The following is a 14,503-nucleotide window of genomic DNA, read 5'->3' as shown; positions in this document are numbered from 1 at the left end:
GTCCCTTGTCCGCCGAACGTATCAGACGGTAGAACACACGTTCGACGACACTTGCTATCTGGGAGACAGTGGAGTGAGGCGTTGGCCAAGCTACGCCGCGACCCACGTGTCGCGGTCTCGTCGCCGGAGAGACCGCACTCGACGTTCCAGCTCAGCGGCTGCGCCGGCGTCTCCGCATCCGGCACGCCGGAAAAAGCTGCCCAAGGTGTGCAGGTCACGCATCCGCACAAGGGTGCAGATACCGTCCCAGTCACGGACGTCGTAGCCGTAAGCCGCGGCGAAAGCGTCCAGTTCGGCAGCTGAGCGGCCGAAGCGAATTCCACCTTGGACGGTGTTGGCGAGATCGAGTTCGCGGGGTCCCCATACCGGCTCGTCCCAATCGCCGAGCAGCACATCGGCACCGTCCCACAGGGTGTTGCCGGGGTAGGCGTCGCCGTGGATCAGCCCGGTCCCGAGCGGAAAGTTCAACTGGCCGAAGTCCGCGAGGAGGTGGTCGCGCTCTTCGATCAGCCACCGGCGGTCTTGTTCTGGAAGGGTCGTGTCGGCCTTGACGATGTCTGCGAATGAGGACAGTGGCGCTGCGCGTGGCAGCTCGACCGGCGGAACCGGGAGCCGATGCAATTTCCGCAGCAAACCACCGAGATAGCCAGCGTCGGGTACGCCGCGATCTTGCTGGGGATAGAACCGCCAGAACGTGACGACGTGGCCCAGAAGCTCGACAGGCTGTTCGATTTGAGCCGGCACCGTGCAAGGGAAGCCTTGCTCGGCCAGCCAGAGGGTGAGCCGGACAGCACGGTTCGCGCGATCCCGCAGCGACTGAGGAGCGACCTTTACCACGATTCCGGAGTTACCGGCCGCCGGAAGCAGGTGCACGTCGTTCGCGTGGTTGCGCAAAGGCGTCGCGCCGGCCGAGTCGAGACCAGCGCGGCGGCACGCAAGATCGAGCACCTTCGGAAGTACGGGGTCAGCCACATCCCGATGGTAGAGCGCGAGGTCGATGCGAGAGATAGCCGGTCAGTTTGTCCGCCAGCTCCCTTGCGGCGCGATGCCGACGATCGCCAAGTTGACAAGCCTGGTCACGCAGCGAAGCCACCGCCCCGTTGAGCTGGCTGATCTGCTCCTCCTCGGGTAAGTCGAGAACTCGGGCGACGGATGCGGCCGCGCCATCGAGGTCGTCTTGGCCGAGACACGCGTGAGCGTGGTTCAGGCGAGCCAAGGCCAGATCCCCGTAGGACCGTTCCTGCGGCAGACCTTGCTCGTACTCGAGAATGGCTCGCGCGGAGCAGCGTTCAGCTTTGTCGTGTTCGCCGAGCAGCGCGTACGTCCCGCCTATGTAGTAGGTCTTTTTTGTCGCCGGGAAAGACAGCAGCCCGCCGAAATCTTCCACGGAATCCTCGGAGGCGAACCGTCGATCAGGTGGATCATTGAGGCGGGCCAGGAGATCACGTGCGACGTCAGGCCGCTGTGCACGAGCCGCGGAGCGCGCGGCAATGGCCAGCAGGCGCTGACGCGTCTGAGGACCGGAGTTGTATTGCAGGCCTTTCAGAGCGGCTGTCACCGCAGCGGACGGCTGCCTGGACCATTCGTGGAACAGGGCCGACGAGCCGCAGGTCCATGCCCGGAGCGCCGTGCTGTCCACGGCGGTGGACAACGTCGCCGCGGCCCGAAGGTGTTTCAGGGCAGCACCGTGATCACCCAGGTTCTGACTCGCGTGCGCGAGAAGGATTGACGCTACCCCGGCCAGGAACATCAAGTCGCGGGTCTGACTTGGCCGTTGGGGTGTCCGCAGCGCTTGCGTCAAGGTGTTCTGAACTTGACGCAGGTCCGCGAATACAGCGCGCAGCGGTGAGTGGACGTATGCGACCGCGATCCGTCCCAGCTCGGAACGCTGGTACTCGATCAGATCGGCATCGGAACCGAGGGCAGCCACATCGTTGGCCAGCAGTTCGGCCTGCGCGGCCGCGTCGGCAACCTGAGTCCGCGAATCAGCCGTTGTCACCTCCAGGGGCTGTGTCGGACCCTGCGGAACTCCGCCCAAGTCAGCGTGAAAGCGAGCCCGAACGGCCGGCGACGCCTGCGTCAATGCCACCGTGAGCAGATCCTGCGCTTCCCGCCCCGGATTTCGCGGATTTGTTGTGCGATTCCACTTCGCCACTGTAGAACGAGAAAGTCCCAGGTATTCGGCGAACTCTGCGAGAGTGCATCCCATCGCAGCACACAACGCAGCAGCACGCCTTGCGGTCCAGAACTCCATCGACTTTCCCCTCCATCGACGTTGTCGCTCATCCTGAACTATATACCCAGCCAACAACAGGTAGGCCTCGAAGAGGCCCCGCTGTGCCCATCCCGGCCACAGCAGGCCCCATTTACGCTTCCCCTCGTCCCCAACTGTTGATCACGCTGTACCCCATGGGAAATGACGAACAAAGGCCCGCCCCGGCAACCAGTCTTGCATCTCGTGCGTCGGCGCTCCGACTGGCTCGTTGTCGTCACGGCGATGGAGCAGCCGCACGGGCCGGACCGAACTCGCCGACCGCCATGCCCTCACGATTTGGCGGATCGACGGAAGAAGGATGGCCTTCCGAGGCCGACTTGCTTCTCGCAGAAGACGCCGAGTATGTGCTGCTGTGCCGCGTACTCGTCGGACTGCGCCGCCTGCCCTTTTCGGAGTCGCCACCACGACCGCCCGGAGTTCTGATGTCCCGCGACACCATCAAGCTCGTTGACGCCCTGCGGACAACGCAAGTCCGAATCAGCCTGCTTGTGCGCCAACTACAGGACGGAACGGCGACGACGGACGAGCAGCGTCAGGTCGCAGCCAAGCTAGATGAGTTGCTGGACCTCCTGCAGTCCCACGCCGCGGACGTCGACGCCGGCATCGTACTGACTCCACACGACCTTCTTCTCGCAGAACGGCACTCGTCATGACCGACGCATCGTTGCGCTACCCCGGCTTCTACGTGGTGGGTCGCGCGATACGGGAACACCGAATCGCCCGGGGTATGAGCCTCCGCCAGCTGGCCCGCCTGATAGATACCAACCCAAGTCTCCTTTCGAGCTGGGAGACCGGAGAACGACGCATCCCGGCGGTGCCACTGGGCTGGGTGCTCGGCCTCCTCGAAGTACCGCCCGCCGAATGCCATCTCCTGAGCCGCCTTCACGCGGAATCCGAGCGCGCGAGCTACGTCGAATACGTCGACCCCGGCATTATCAGTCTCCAGCGCGCGTACGACCGGTACACCCTCCATACCTATGAATGGGCGCCGAGGATCGTCCCGGACCTGCTCCAAACATTCGACTACGCACACGCACTTCCTGGAGCCCGCACCACGCAGCCCGACGAAGTCGACCAGGAAATCTTCGCCCGCCGCGTCCGACAGGTCGATCGCCATCCGCAACACCGGCACACCCTCCTGCTGGGCTCGGCAGCGCTGACTCTGGAAGGCATTCCTCCGGAGGTAGTGCAGGCACAACTCCAGGAGATCTCCAACCCGGCAAACCGACGACGGGTGGACACCCGGATCGTCCCGGCCGAGGCTCCCACCGCTCCGACGATCGAGCCCTTCGTGATCTACGAGACCGCGGAAAAGGCCTTGACCGTCGTCTTGAAACACGAGCACTCGACGGTCTACCTGTCCGACCTGACGACCGTGAAGCGCTACAAGTCGACGTTCGACGCGCTCCAGCAGAAAGCCATTGCCTATGAGCCAACGGCTTCATGTTGAGCACCATGGCCTGCCAGGGCAGCAGCCGCGAAGCGGCAGGCCAGCCGCCACCTGATCAGCCCGGCCGGTGCGCTTGCCCCGACCCAGCGCACCGGCCGGGTGTGTCCACCGTTCCGTCAATCGAGCTCGACCGCGGAGATTCACAAATGGCCACCGCACCTCCGGGGCGCCGGTCTCCCCTACGACTGTTCTGGGTTGCCGAGGCGTTGACCGGCACCAACCACCTCGTCACCGAAGCGGCCTTCGCCGACGGGATGCAGGCCCGCGGCTCGTACCGTGGGATCTGCGGTGCCCAGTTTTCGGCTGCACCGATGATCGATGCTCCGCGCTGCACCTGTCCGGCGTGCCGCGGACGCCTTGCCGACAATCGGGCCTCCTGCCGCAGCAAACCGCGCGGCACCGTCTGGTGGCGTCGACTGCGACGACCCAAACCACGGCATCTTCGACGAAAGACGTCGCCGCTTCGCTGTCTCCAGGAGCGCCATGACCAGCTCTGACCGGTGGGGGCGATGCTGCCGTTGCATGGAGCGAGCCAGTGCGGCAATCAGCTTCCAGCCATGCGACACGCGAAACGTCGTGAGGTACCGGTTCGCTGAAGCCCAGCTACGCGGCTGGGGCCAGGAGACCTCGCAGGCGTTGCAACGCCGCTCGGCCTGCCGCGCCGATGCGGACCATGCCACTGCGATCGGCGACGCGGATGGCTCGCTGCAGCTGATGGGGGAGCCGTCGTCGTTCGGCGGTCGCGATGGCCGCGGCGAGAGCGTCCTCAGCACCCGCGCACTCACCACCGGCAGCCAGAACCTCTCCGGTGGTGACGCGTTCGATGACCTGCCACTGCGGTGCTGCCGGCTCTCCGGGATCAGTTCCGTCGAGAGCATGAAGGGCCTCACAGGGGCGGCCGAGGGCGAGCAACCCGCGGGCATGGATTTCGCGGAGGGTGAAGGGGTTGAGCAGCATCCCCCGGCCGGCACCGGAGTCCAACAGCCTGCGGCAGGCGTCGATCGCGTGGGTGAACCGGTCGGGCATGGCGGCGTCCCCTGCGGCCCGGGCAAGCAGAGCGAACGCCGAGCCCCGTCCGCCTGGATCGGTGGACACGGCGACCGCGTGTTCGAGGCGTGCGACGGCGGCGGGGAGCCGTCCGGCCTTGCGGAGTTCGTTGCCGTGCATCCGCAAGGTGTCGGCGAGGAAGTGGTCGTCGCCGAGGTGGCGGGCGAGGACGAGGGCCTTGCCGGTCCAGGCCGCGGCGCCGGTCAGCCGTTCCTCGGGCAGCACGGTGCCGAGCGACACGCCGAGTGCCAGCCGGGCGGAGGCCAGCAGGTACAGGGTGTCGCGTTCGAGGCGGCCGTCGGCGGCACGGGCTTCGAGCCGGGCGACCAGCGGCCACAGCTCGTTGACCGCTTCGACGGCGCGCCCGGATCGGCGGGCGACCTCGGCCAGCCGGACGACACTGTCACCGAACTGCACGAGCGCGGCGAAGTCGGCGCCGTCGGGATCAGCGACGCCGAGGACGTGGAAGGGCAGGCCGAGCACGCGAGCGATGTGCCTACGTCCGGCCACGTCGCCGGGTGTCCGCCTGCGGGTCTCGATCATCGCGATGTACGACTTGTCGTAGCCGAGCAGGCCGGCCAGCGCTTCCTGGCTGAGGCCGTTCGCGGCGCGGTAGGCGCGCAGGATGGTCGCGAGGTCACGGGAGGACAGGGCTGCCGCGGCGGCTGGGTCGGACCACATCCAGACCGCCGGGGCGAGCCGCGGGGGTCGTGTCGAGAGCGTCGTGGTGCCGGCCTGGCAGGTCGGGCACACCGGCGTGCGGGCGTGGCGGCTCAGCCTCGCTCCGCAGCGTTCGCAGCCCGCCATCGTTCGCTACCTCGCCGTCACCGAGGTGCGGAGGCGGTCGAACCAGGTGGCGATCGAGCGCTTGTACCCCTCCGGCATCCGCAACCTGGGCACTTCGTGCTCGGCGAACTCGGCGACTCGGCTGTGCTCGTGGCTCAGGACCGGTGCCGCGGCGGATGTGGTGGTGCAGCCGTAGGTGACGATGAAGACGTCCTTGTTCGCGACGGCGATGTGGTAGACCCAGGCGTCGAGGATCTCGGCGACGTCGACGGAAAGCCCGGTTTCCTCGGTGATCTCGCGGGCCACGGTCTGCTCCGGGGTCTCGCCGCGTTCGATCCGGCCGCCCGGCAGCTCCCACTCGTCGCGCTCGTTGTGCACCAGCAGCACCCGGTCGTCCCGGACCAGGACGCCCTTGATCGACACCGGGTATCCGGACTCCGCCACCAGCACCAGCTCCCCTGCCGACCAACACAGCGCGTCACCGACCGTAGCAGTCGAGGGCGGCTTTCCGGGTTGACGATCTGTCAGTGGACGGCGCCCACGAACGCCCGGTCTGCTGAGCAAGCCAAACGCACCGACAGGAGATACCCAGATGCTCGCCACCGTGCTGCCGGACTGCCGTGTCGACGTGGCCGCGGTCGGCGGCGCCGGCGAGCTGGCCGCGGTCCTCGCGCAGCACGGCGTCGCGCTATTCGACGGTCTGCGCAGCGAGCAGCAGCTGATGCAGCTGGCGACTCGGTTGGGCCGGATCGTCCCGCACCGGGACAGCAACCCTACGGGGATCACCGTGCTGGCCGACCGCGGCGATGTCCGGCCACGGCCCGGGCAGGCCGGGTTCAGCCGACAGCCGCTGGCGCCGCACACCGACTGCTCCGACCGGGCTGAGCCGCCGCTGCTGGTGATGGCGGTGTGCGTGCAGCCGGCCGAGCGCGGCGGGAACTACGTCCTCGTCGACGGCCAAGCCGTACACGCCGAGCTGGCCACCACCGCTCCCGACGCGCTCGCCGACCTCTCGACGCGGCGTGGGGCCTACTTCGGCGGCGCTGCCGGGATCGTGGGCAACGTCTTCGAACCCGGCCCGGACCAGCTGGCGGGCCTGCGGCTGCGGCGCGACGAGCTGGCACGCTTCGCCCCGCACACCCAGCGACGGCTCTCCGTACTCGACCAGGTGATTCGCCGCCACGCGATCTCGATCCCGGCGACTGCCGGTGGCGGCTACGTGGTCAACAACCGGCGATGGCTGCACGGCCGGACCGCTTTCACCGGACGCCGGACGGTGCACCGGATCCACCTCGACCCCCACCCCGGCTGGCGGATCCCCGCCGGGTTCATCCACTCCCGGGCAGCGCCATGATCGCACCGCGTTGGGTGTCGGATCCGCACGACATCGCCGCGGCACTCCGGCGCGGCAAGTGGATCGTCCTCCCCTGGGAACACCTCGGCCCGGAGACCGACCTCCGGCACTGGCAAGCCGCCCTACGGGAGCTGTGCGAGGCCCCCGACATTGACCCGCACTTCATCGACATCCGCCGCTGCAGCCTCACCGTCGTCGTCAACGCAGCCCGGCCCTCCCCGGCAGCCGAGCAGGTCCAGGCCTCGATCGCCGCGATCGAGTACAGCCGGTTCGTCGGACGTCCCACCGGCTAACACTCGCGAGAAGGAGCCCCCGTGTTCGAGCTCATCGCCAGCCCGTTTCTCGAGGACTATCTCCTGCTGCGCCCCGGCAGCGAGTCAGGGATCCGGCTGCCGGTGCGACTATGGGAGGAGCTGGCGTCCGTCGCGGCCGGGCAGCTCTGTCCAGGCTGGTTGGTGGAGGCCGCGAGCCGACGCTGGCCGGATCTGGATCTTTCCGGCCGCCGGCAGACCGACGTGGTCCTGGTGCGAGCCCCGTCCGGTCACGCCTACGGTCGTGCCTCCTACGAGCTGAACCTGGGCTGCAACTACGACTGCGAGCACTGCTACCTCGGCCTCAAACGCTTCGAAGGCCTCTCCTGGCCGGATCGGGAACGGCTGCTGCAGCTGCTCGCGGACGCCGGGGTGCTGTGGCTGCAACTCACCGGCGGCGAACCGCTGATCGACAAGCTGTTCACCGCGGTGTACCAGCGGACGTTCGAGCTGGGGATGATGCTGTCGATCTCCTCCAACGGCTCCCGCCTCGCCCAACCCAACATCCTCGAGCTGCTGACCCGGTACCGGCCCTACCGGCTCACCATCAGCGTCTACGGCGCCACCGCCGAGTCCTACGACGGACTCACCCGCCGCCGAGGATCGTTCGACAAGTTCTCCCGCGGGCTGGCCGCCGCGCACGAGGCCGCGCTGCCGCTGAACCTGAACCTGATCGTCACCCAGCACAACGCCCACGAGCTGGACGCGATGAAGGCACTCGCCGAACGCTACGAGCTGCCGCACCACGTGTTCTCCAACATGTCGCCCACCATCTACGGCGGCGCGGAGAGCCTGCCCGCGCAGTCGCAGGAGTACCTGCGCAAACGGAAGCCGTTCACCGGCTGCAACGCCGGCCACACGTTCTTCCACGTCGACCCGCACGGCATGGCCAGCATCTGCAAGGTCGGCCGCGACCCCCAGATCCCGCTGCTCGAGGAGGGCCTGGCCGGGCTGGCGAGGCTGGGTGGGATCGCGGACCGGCTGCTGCTGCGCCAGGGCGGCTGCACCGGCTGCCAGCTGCAGGGCAGCTGCGGCACCTGCATGCCCCTGGTCACCCTCTACCGGAAAGCCAAAGCCCCACTGAATACCTACTGCCAGCACTGATCACCCGAAAGGAGGAAACCCATGACCGCTGTCCTCGTCCCACTCGAACGGCGCGACCCGAGCGGCACCACCATCCCCGTGCCGCTTGCTGCCCCACGCGGCCCGGCCGAGATCGAGTTCGTCGAGCACCTGGACGATCTCGTCGAGTCATCGAAGTGCAGCTGCAACGCCGGCGACGACAACCCGTACTAACGCGCGTCCACCTCTCGGTGACCTCCGGCGTGTCCTACACCGGGGGTCACCGAGCGGCCTGATGGCGGCAGGTAGCGTGCCGACATGCGATTCCGGCCACGCTGGTTGCGCCGCGTCCTGCAGGTGCCCGTCGTCCCCACCCTGGGACCAGTGCACCCGGACACGCTCGGGCCGGAGATCTTCGACGAGGTCGTCGCCGCCGCGCGCACCGGGCAGATGCTGCCGTTCGACAAGGAGCGCCGCTGGTCGGCAACGAAGTCCGAGACCGTCCTGGTCGACGAGATCGTCCACCGCCCTGACCTGACTGTCATTCCCACGCTCACCCACCGCGGAACCGGCATGATCAAAACCCACGTCTACGGCCCCGCCGAGCCCCACACCACAGCTCTGCGCGCGGCGACACGCCGATGGTGCGCCGCCTACGGCGCCGCGACCGGCCGCGTCATCTGGTTCACCCCCGAGCCACCGCAGACCGACGCCGCCGCAGGAACCCGGGTCCTGCTCAAGACGCTCACCCAGGAGGACAACCCCGGCGCTGCCGAACGAATCCGCGATCTCGACGCCTGCCCTCCATCCACTCAGGACACCTTCGCCGTGCTGGCCCAGCAGGCACCGGAAACCGGGCTCGGGTTTCTGTGTCGGCGCTGGCGTGAAGGCCGCGTCGACGGGCCGATCCTCGCCGCCGTCCACGAAGGCGTGGTGCTCGGAGCGATCGGTCCGCTCGCCGTGATGCCCGATCGCGACGGGGCACCGGTCCTGCTGCCGCAGTACTTCGGCGTCGCTCCCGGGCACCGCGGCCGCGGGCATGGCCGCGCCCTGTGGCGAGCTGCCATGACCTGGGGCGCCCGGCACGGCGCGCGCTACCAGCTGCTGCAGGCCGCCGCCGGGGGGCCGTCGGAATCGCTGTTCTGCTCCGAAGGGCTGACCACCCTCGGCTTCACCTGCGCGGTGGCGGCGTGAACCAGCCCGGCAGCACAGCGGCGTCCATGGGCACCCGCGACCGCGTCACCCTCCCTCCGGCGGTACGCGCCGCGGTCGAGGCCGAAGTCGGTGGGATCCGTCGCGTTGAGCCGGTGGCCAGCGGGCTGAACGCCGCGTTCGCCGCCGTGCTGCACACCGCCGACGGCGCCGTGTTCGTCAAAGGCATGCCGGAGGACCATCCCGGTGTCCGCGGTCAGCATCGCGAAGCCGCCATCGCACCCCATATCTCCGGGATCGCGCCCCGGCTGCGCTGGCACCTGAACCCCGCTGACTGGGACCTGCTCGGATTCGACCACCTCCCCGGCCACACCGCCGACCTCTCCCCCGGTTCCCCCGACCTCACCGGCCTGGCACGCACCCTCGCCCGGCTGGGCGAACTCGAACCACCACCGCTGCCGCTGCCCCGGATCGAACAACGGTGGACCGGCCTGGTCGACGACACCGACCTGGCCCTACTCGCCGGCGAGCACCTGCTGCACACCGACCTCAACCCCAATAACGTCCTCGTCAGCGACGGCCGGCCGTGGCTGGTGGACTGGGCTTGGCCCACCCTCGGCGCACCCTGGGTAGACCCGGCCTGTGCCGCACTCTGGCTCATCGCCGAGGGCCACACACCCACCGCCGCAGAAGCCTGGGCTCAAACGCTTCCTGCTTGGAGCCACGTCCCGCCAAACGGCCTCGACACGTTCGTCGCCGTCAACGCTCGCCTCTGGACCACCATCGCCGCCGACGATCCGCGGCCGTGGAAGCTCGCACTCCGCAACGCTGCCCACCAATGGTCCGCCCACCGAGGCTCATGAACGGCCACTGCGAGCGTCCCTTTGACTGTCCAAGCACAAGGACTTCACCCAATGCCTTTTCCCAGCGAACCGGCCCTGCGGGTCGGCGCACGTGTCCTACTCCTCAACCCCGCCGACGAAGTTCTGCTTATCCACGCCCGCGACCCTGACAACCCCGATCACCACTGGTGGGAACTCCCCGGCGGCGGCCAGGCCCCCGGCGAAAAGCTCGAAGACACGGCTCGCCGCGAGGTCGCCGAGGAAACCGGGCTCGTCGTCGACCAGATCGGCCGCAAGCTCTGGACTCGGGAAAGCCGCTTCACTTATCGTGGCCGCGAACACCACCGCCTCGACCACGTTTACCTCGCCCGCGTTGACACAACCGCACCGCGCACCGCGACCCGGTACACCGACAACGAACGCGCGGGTCTCATCGAGCGCCGCTGGTGGTCGAGCGCCAAGCTCACGGATTGCGCAGACAAGCTCCTGCCGGCCGAGCTGCCGGGCCTTCTGCAGACAATTCTCGACAACCGTTTCCCGACTGCACCGCTGGCGCTCACCACATGAAATCGCGAGGCCGGCGCTTTCGCAGCGCCTGAGTCGCCCCCGACCCCGGTACAGCTGGTCAATACAGTCAACGATGAGACTGAACTGACTGAGGTCCCGCGAAGACTCGATTATCTTGCCTAGAAGATGTCGCAGGGAAAGATTTTTGGGGTTCGAGTCAAGTTATCGGATTTTTTGAAGAGCTGGCGCGGCAATCCACGCACTGAAACTCAAGCTCAGCACCGTGAGCAGCAGGAATGCCAGCTGCCAGACCAGGATTCCCGCCATTCCTGCGAGAATCTGAGCGCCGCCTGAGCACGCCAGAGCGGCGGTGCCCCAGACACGCGGCGAGAGGGTCTTCACCCTGCCATCGTTACAGATTCCCATTCCAGAAGCACACCCTTGACCGATCATGTCATCCCAGTACGCACGAAGGCGCGGTCACGGCCACGCGCCTGCCGCCACGCCGCCGACCGGCGCCGGGCTTGATGCTCTCTGCACGCAGGCCGAGACACCGCTCATCGACCACAAGACACTACTCCGAGCAGACCCAAGCAGGCCGCCCGCATGGAGCAGGCGGCGAACGACCACAAGAAAAACGGCCAAGCGTTCACCATCTAACACCTACGCTGACGAGCATCCACGTTGACCTGCCCTCTGTTCATGATCACGCGCCATCGCGCAGATTCGTTGCCCCATCCCCGAAGACGACCTGGCTTCAAGGCCGCCGCAGCGACTCGTTCGAACCGGATAACGTCGATGACGGAGATTCCGCGTAGCACGATGCAAATCGATGCGAAATCCGCAGCAAGGGCCGTTTCGGCCGGTGGTTGACCCACGGATTCGGCCAGATCAACGCGTTTTGTTGACCATCCGAAAGTACTGGACAGAAGCAGGTCAACTCCACACAGCATGCGATGTGCATATTGCACTCGACATTCCCGTGGCTTACCGTGACTAGGTCGCTACGGGGAGGGACAAATGGGGTTTCAGACGGTCCCGGAGGTACTCCGCACCGCTCGAAGACACGCTGCCGAGGCGGTGGCTGAGTTGCGAGGCGTCGACTGCGGGGGGCCTGTCCGCAGGCTGGCTGCGGCCATGCCGGGCGGCACGACCGCCGAGACCGCTCCCGCTATGGGCGAGTCGTGGACGACAGCGTTCAAGTCCTGGTGCATCGACGCCGAGGCTCAGGCCGAGAGCCTGGCTACGGCAGCTGAGCGCTACCAGGCCACGGACGAGGCCGGCAACGACGATCTGGCCCAAACCGGTTCTCTCCGAGGTCCGCGCTGATGGTCTCACTGTCGGATGTAAAGCGGTGGAACACCGCACAGATCGACGAAATTTACAACACGATCCGCCGGCAGCTCGACGTGCTGGTCCATTCCGGCGACGACTACGGCAAAACGTTTCCCGTGGACGGCTGGGCCGGGCCGGCTGCCGACACGGCGGCATCCGCGCACCGGGCACTGATGGCCCGCATCGAGAAGCTCGCCGCCGGGGCCAGCATCGTCGGCAAAGCCATCGCCCAGGCCTCCGACGCCATCACCGGCGTGCAACGCGCCGTGACCAACGCCGAGGAATACGCCCGCAAGTACGGCTACCGCATCTCCGACACTGGCACGGTCACCGACACCTTTCCCGATGGCCAACCCCCACCGGAGTTCGACCCCGGCGACCGAGCCCGAGCTCACCAGCAAGTCGTCGACGACATCACTCAAGCACTCCGCACCGCCGACGACATCGACCAAGACCTCACTTCCGTCCTCAAACGCGCCGAAACCGGCGAGTTCGGCACCGGCGACGAAACGACCGTGGCCGCCGCAGCCGCAGCCGGAGCAGTCGACCCCGGGCTCACCCTGCCGGAGCCGCCGGCGAACGCCACGCCATCGCAGACCGCGGCGTGGTGGGCCAGCCTGTCCCCCGCCGGCCAGGCGATCCTCCTGCACGACCGGCCCGCGGCGCTCGGCGTCATGGACGGGCTGCCGGCCGAAGTCCGGGACAAAGCCAACCGGACGGTCTTCGCCCAGCAGTACACCGACTTGCAGCACCAACGTGAAGACCTGCGGAACCGCATGAACGCTCTGGACCAGGCCGACCCGACCCAGCAGAACGAGTACTTCGACCTCGAACGTGACGCCGACGCCATGGACAAGAAGCTGCAGGGACTGGACGCGATCAACGAACGGCTCACCCAGCCCCTGCCCGGTCAGCCACCGGCGTTCCTGCTCGGCATCGACACCGCCAACGCCGGCCATGCCATCATCGCGATCGGCAACCCGGACCACGCCCAAAACGTCGCCACCTACGTCCCCGGCACCTTCGCGGGACTCGACGGCTTCGCCACCGACATCCAGCGGGCCGACCTGATGAACCACACCGCAAGCATCATCAACCCGGTCCCGACCTCGGTCATCACCTGGGCCGGCTACGACGCCCCGCAAAGCATCATCCCGGATGCTGCTAGCACCAGCTTCGCCGACCACGCAGAGCCGGGGCTGCGCCGTTTCCAGGACGGGCTCGGCGCCAGCCACGACCCCATCGCCGTCAACTCCACCGTCATCGGCCACAGCTACGGCACCACCGTCGTCGGCCAGACCTCCCGCGACCTCGGTCTCCCTGCGGACAACCTCGTCATGGTCGCCAGCCCCGGCGTCGGCGTCCAGCACGCCACCGACCTGCACCTCGACGGTGTCCCATCTGGTCAGATGGGCAACCACGTCTTCGCGACCAAAGCGGCGCTGGACCCGGTCACGGCGCTGACCAACTTCGACATCCCCGCCCTTGACCCCGTCGATCCGCTCGGCCCCGACCCCACAACCGGCTGGTTCGGCGGCCACGCCTTCGACTCGAACGCGACCGGCGGCCATACCGACTACTGGGACCCCAACTCGAAGTCACTCCAGGGGATGGCCAACGTCATAGCAGGTGCGTCGGCACCGTGACCGCCGCGACGCGAGGACGCAAGGGAACCCCGAAGACGCTTTCGTGGCTCCTCGCCCTCGCAGTTCTGCTGGCCGCCACTGCCGGATGCGGAGACAACCACCCCATGAACCTCACCATCACGCTCGCCGAAGCCCAAACCGCCGCCACCAACCAGATCCGCGAAGCCACCGCCGGAGCGTTCCCGCCCGGCTTCACCCTGGAAGAGCTACCGCCGCAGCCCCTGAACTGCACCGACTCCGCCGGCAAACCCACCGGACAGCTCCTGCTCGGTGTCACCTTCTGGGTCAACGGGCTGCCCACCACCCAGAACAACAACGCCTACTTCGACGCCCTCACCGCCTGGTGGGCCGGCCACGGCTGGACACTCAGCACCGACAGCCGACCAGCCGACATGTTCATCAACGCCACCCGCGACGGCTACCTCATGAGCCTGCGCGCCAACATCAACCAACGCCTCGCCATCGGCAACAGCACCCCCTGCGTCTGGCGCAACGGCACCCCGAGCACCTAGCAGGGTCGTGAGTAGATCGCCGTCTCAGTGGTCATCCTCGTCAACACCCGACAGCACCCATGAACCGATGTCGATCTCGTCACGACCGGCCAGACAAGAGGGCCAGTCATAGTGAGAGTCTGCGACCGGCGCTGCCGCGCCTACAGGTCGCACTCTACGCAGGTCAAGCCCTGGTTCAGCACCAATAACGTCGCTTGATCCCTTCATGACAACGCTTGCGTCGA

At 67.5% G+C, this 14,503-nt stretch carries 16 protein-coding genes; 11 read left to right on the top strand and 5 right to left on the bottom strand.

Annotated features, from left to right (window positions below):
* Positions 1–90 precede the first annotated feature (90 nt).
* Together AB0G28_RS12685 and AB0G28_RS12680 are read right to left on the bottom strand one after the other, a co-directional pair.
* Entirely contained in the window at positions 91–972 is an 882-nt protein-coding gene (locus tag AB0G28_RS12685; RefSeq protein WP_361087130.1) for an aminoglycoside phosphotransferase family protein, read from the bottom strand.
* Positions 965–2,254, bottom strand: coding sequence for a hypothetical protein (locus AB0G28_RS12680; protein WP_361087127.1), 1,290 nt, complete (start codon positions 2,252–2,254; stop codon positions 965–967). The genes AB0G28_RS12685 and AB0G28_RS12680 overlap by 8 nt, the downstream gene beginning before the upstream one ends.
* A 443-nt stretch (positions 2,255–2,697) precedes the next feature.
* Between AB0G28_RS12680 and AB0G28_RS12675 the strand changes: the two genes are divergently transcribed.
* Together AB0G28_RS12675 and AB0G28_RS12670 are read left to right on the top strand one after the other, a co-directional pair.
* Positions 2,698–2,928 carry a hypothetical protein gene (locus tag AB0G28_RS12675; RefSeq protein ID WP_361087124.1) on the top strand — a complete coding sequence of 77 codons (231 nt, stop codon included), beginning with the start codon at positions 2,698–2,700 and terminating at the stop codon, positions 2,926–2,928.
* A complete protein-coding gene (locus AB0G28_RS12670) occupies positions 2,925–3,725 on the top strand; it encodes a helix-turn-helix transcriptional regulator (protein WP_361087121.1) in 801 nt (266 codons plus the stop codon). Before AB0G28_RS12675 ends, AB0G28_RS12670 begins: the two co-directional genes overlap by 4 nt.
* Positions 3,726–4,328: 603 nt before the next feature.
* Here AB0G28_RS12670 and AB0G28_RS12665 read toward each other — a convergent pair.
* Positions 4,329–5,579: a helix-turn-helix domain-containing protein gene (locus AB0G28_RS12665; protein ID WP_361087118.1), complete on the bottom strand. Its 1,251-nt coding sequence runs from the start codon at positions 5,577–5,579 to the stop codon at positions 4,329–4,331.
* Between the two features lie 6 nt (positions 5,580–5,585).
* The gene (locus AB0G28_RS12660; RefSeq protein WP_361087115.1) at positions 5,586–6,002 is read right to left on the bottom strand and encodes an NUDIX hydrolase; all 417 of its coding nucleotides are present in this window, start codon (positions 6,000–6,002) and stop codon (positions 5,586–5,588) included.
* Between the two features lie 148 nt (positions 6,003–6,150).
* Here AB0G28_RS12660 and AB0G28_RS12655 point away from each other — a divergent pair, with 148 nt between their 5' ends.
* From AB0G28_RS12655 to AB0G28_RS12625, 7 genes are all read left to right on the top strand, one after another.
* Positions 6,151–6,912 carry a TauD/TfdA family dioxygenase gene (locus AB0G28_RS12655; protein ID WP_361087112.1) on the top strand — a complete coding sequence of 254 codons (762 nt, stop codon included), beginning with the start codon at positions 6,151–6,153 and terminating at the stop codon, positions 6,910–6,912.
* Positions 6,909–7,205: a hypothetical protein gene (locus AB0G28_RS12650; RefSeq protein ID WP_361087109.1), complete on the top strand. Its 297-nt coding sequence runs from the start codon at positions 6,909–6,911 to the stop codon at positions 7,203–7,205. The genes AB0G28_RS12655 and AB0G28_RS12650 overlap by 4 nt, the downstream gene beginning before the upstream one ends.
* A gap of 21 nt (positions 7,206–7,226) precedes the next feature.
* Complete coding sequence (locus AB0G28_RS12645) at positions 7,227–8,327, top strand: radical SAM protein (protein ID WP_361087106.1); 1,101 nt, start codon at positions 7,227–7,229, stop codon at positions 8,325–8,327.
* A 21-nt stretch (positions 8,328–8,348) separates the two neighbouring features.
* Positions 8,349–8,519: a hypothetical protein gene (locus AB0G28_RS12640; protein ID WP_361087103.1), complete on the top strand. Its 171-nt coding sequence runs from the start codon at positions 8,349–8,351 to the stop codon at positions 8,517–8,519.
* Positions 8,520–8,603: 84 nt separating this feature from the next.
* Entirely contained in the window at positions 8,604–9,479 is an 876-nt protein-coding gene (locus tag AB0G28_RS12635; protein ID WP_361087100.1) for a GNAT family N-acetyltransferase, read from the top strand.
* On the top strand, positions 9,476–10,300 hold the full coding sequence (locus AB0G28_RS12630; protein WP_361087097.1) for a phosphotransferase: 825 nt from the start codon (positions 9,476–9,478) through the stop codon (positions 10,298–10,300). The genes AB0G28_RS12635 and AB0G28_RS12630 overlap by 4 nt, the downstream gene beginning before the upstream one ends.
* A gap of 51 nt (positions 10,301–10,351) precedes the next feature.
* Positions 10,352–10,846 (top strand): NUDIX domain-containing protein, encoded by a 495-nt coding sequence (locus AB0G28_RS12625; protein ID WP_361087094.1) that lies wholly within the window; start codon positions 10,352–10,354, stop codon positions 10,844–10,846.
* Positions 10,847–11,008: 162 nt separating this feature from the next.
* Here AB0G28_RS12625 and AB0G28_RS12620 read toward each other — a convergent pair whose 3' ends face one another.
* On the bottom strand, positions 11,009–11,188 hold the full coding sequence (locus AB0G28_RS12620) for a hypothetical protein (protein ID WP_361087091.1): 180 nt from the start codon (positions 11,186–11,188) through the stop codon (positions 11,009–11,011).
* A gap of 926 nt (positions 11,189–12,114) precedes the next feature.
* On the opposite strand from AB0G28_RS12620, the gene AB0G28_RS12615 reads away from it, so the two are divergent.
* Positions 12,115–13,767 carry an alpha/beta hydrolase gene (locus AB0G28_RS12615; RefSeq protein WP_361087088.1) on the top strand — a complete coding sequence of 551 codons (1,653 nt, stop codon included), beginning with the start codon at positions 12,115–12,117 and terminating at the stop codon, positions 13,765–13,767.
* On the top strand, positions 13,764–14,279 hold the full coding sequence (locus AB0G28_RS12610) for a hypothetical protein (protein WP_361087085.1): 516 nt from the start codon (positions 13,764–13,766) through the stop codon (positions 14,277–14,279). Before AB0G28_RS12615 ends, AB0G28_RS12610 begins: the two co-directional genes overlap by 4 nt.
* The last annotated feature ends 224 nt before the right edge of the window (positions 14,280–14,503 follow it).

It is taken from the genome of Amycolatopsis sp. NPDC021455, assembly GCF_040640995.1.
Lineage (GTDB): Bacteria > Actinomycetota > Actinomycetes > Mycobacteriales > Pseudonocardiaceae > Amycolatopsis.
Note: the sequence above shows the minus strand (reverse complement) of the source record. Positions and strands in the feature narration are given on the sequence as shown.

Coding starts and splice junctions, on each gene's coding strand:
- AB0G28_RS12640 (WP_361087103.1), top strand. CDS start 8,349: ATGACCGCTGTCCTCGTCCCACTCGAACGGCGCGACCCGAGCGGCACC.
- AB0G28_RS12625 (WP_361087094.1), top strand. CDS start 10,352: ATGCCTTTTCCCAGCGAACCGGCCCTGCGGGTCGGCGCACGTGTCCTA.
- AB0G28_RS12655 (WP_361087112.1), top strand. CDS start 6,151: ATGCTCGCCACCGTGCTGCCGGACTGCCGTGTCGACGTGGCCGCGGTC.
- AB0G28_RS12680 (WP_361087127.1), bottom strand. CDS start 2,254: ATGGAGTTCTGGACCGCAAGGCGTGCTGCTGCGTTGTGTGCTGCGATG.
- AB0G28_RS12635 (WP_361087100.1), top strand. CDS start 8,604: ATGCGATTCCGGCCACGCTGGTTGCGCCGCGTCCTGCAGGTGCCCGTC.
- AB0G28_RS12675 (WP_361087124.1), top strand. CDS start 2,698: ATGTCCCGCGACACCATCAAGCTCGTTGACGCCCTGCGGACAACGCAA.
- AB0G28_RS12615 (WP_361087088.1), top strand. CDS start 12,115: ATGGTCTCACTGTCGGATGTAAAGCGGTGGAACACCGCACAGATCGAC.
- AB0G28_RS12670 (WP_361087121.1), top strand. CDS start 2,925: ATGACCGACGCATCGTTGCGCTACCCCGGCTTCTACGTGGTGGGTCGC.
- AB0G28_RS12650 (WP_361087109.1), top strand. CDS start 6,909: ATGATCGCACCGCGTTGGGTGTCGGATCCGCACGACATCGCCGCGGCA.
- AB0G28_RS12665 (WP_361087118.1), bottom strand. CDS start 5,579: ATGGCGGGCTGCGAACGCTGCGGAGCGAGGCTGAGCCGCCACGCCCGC.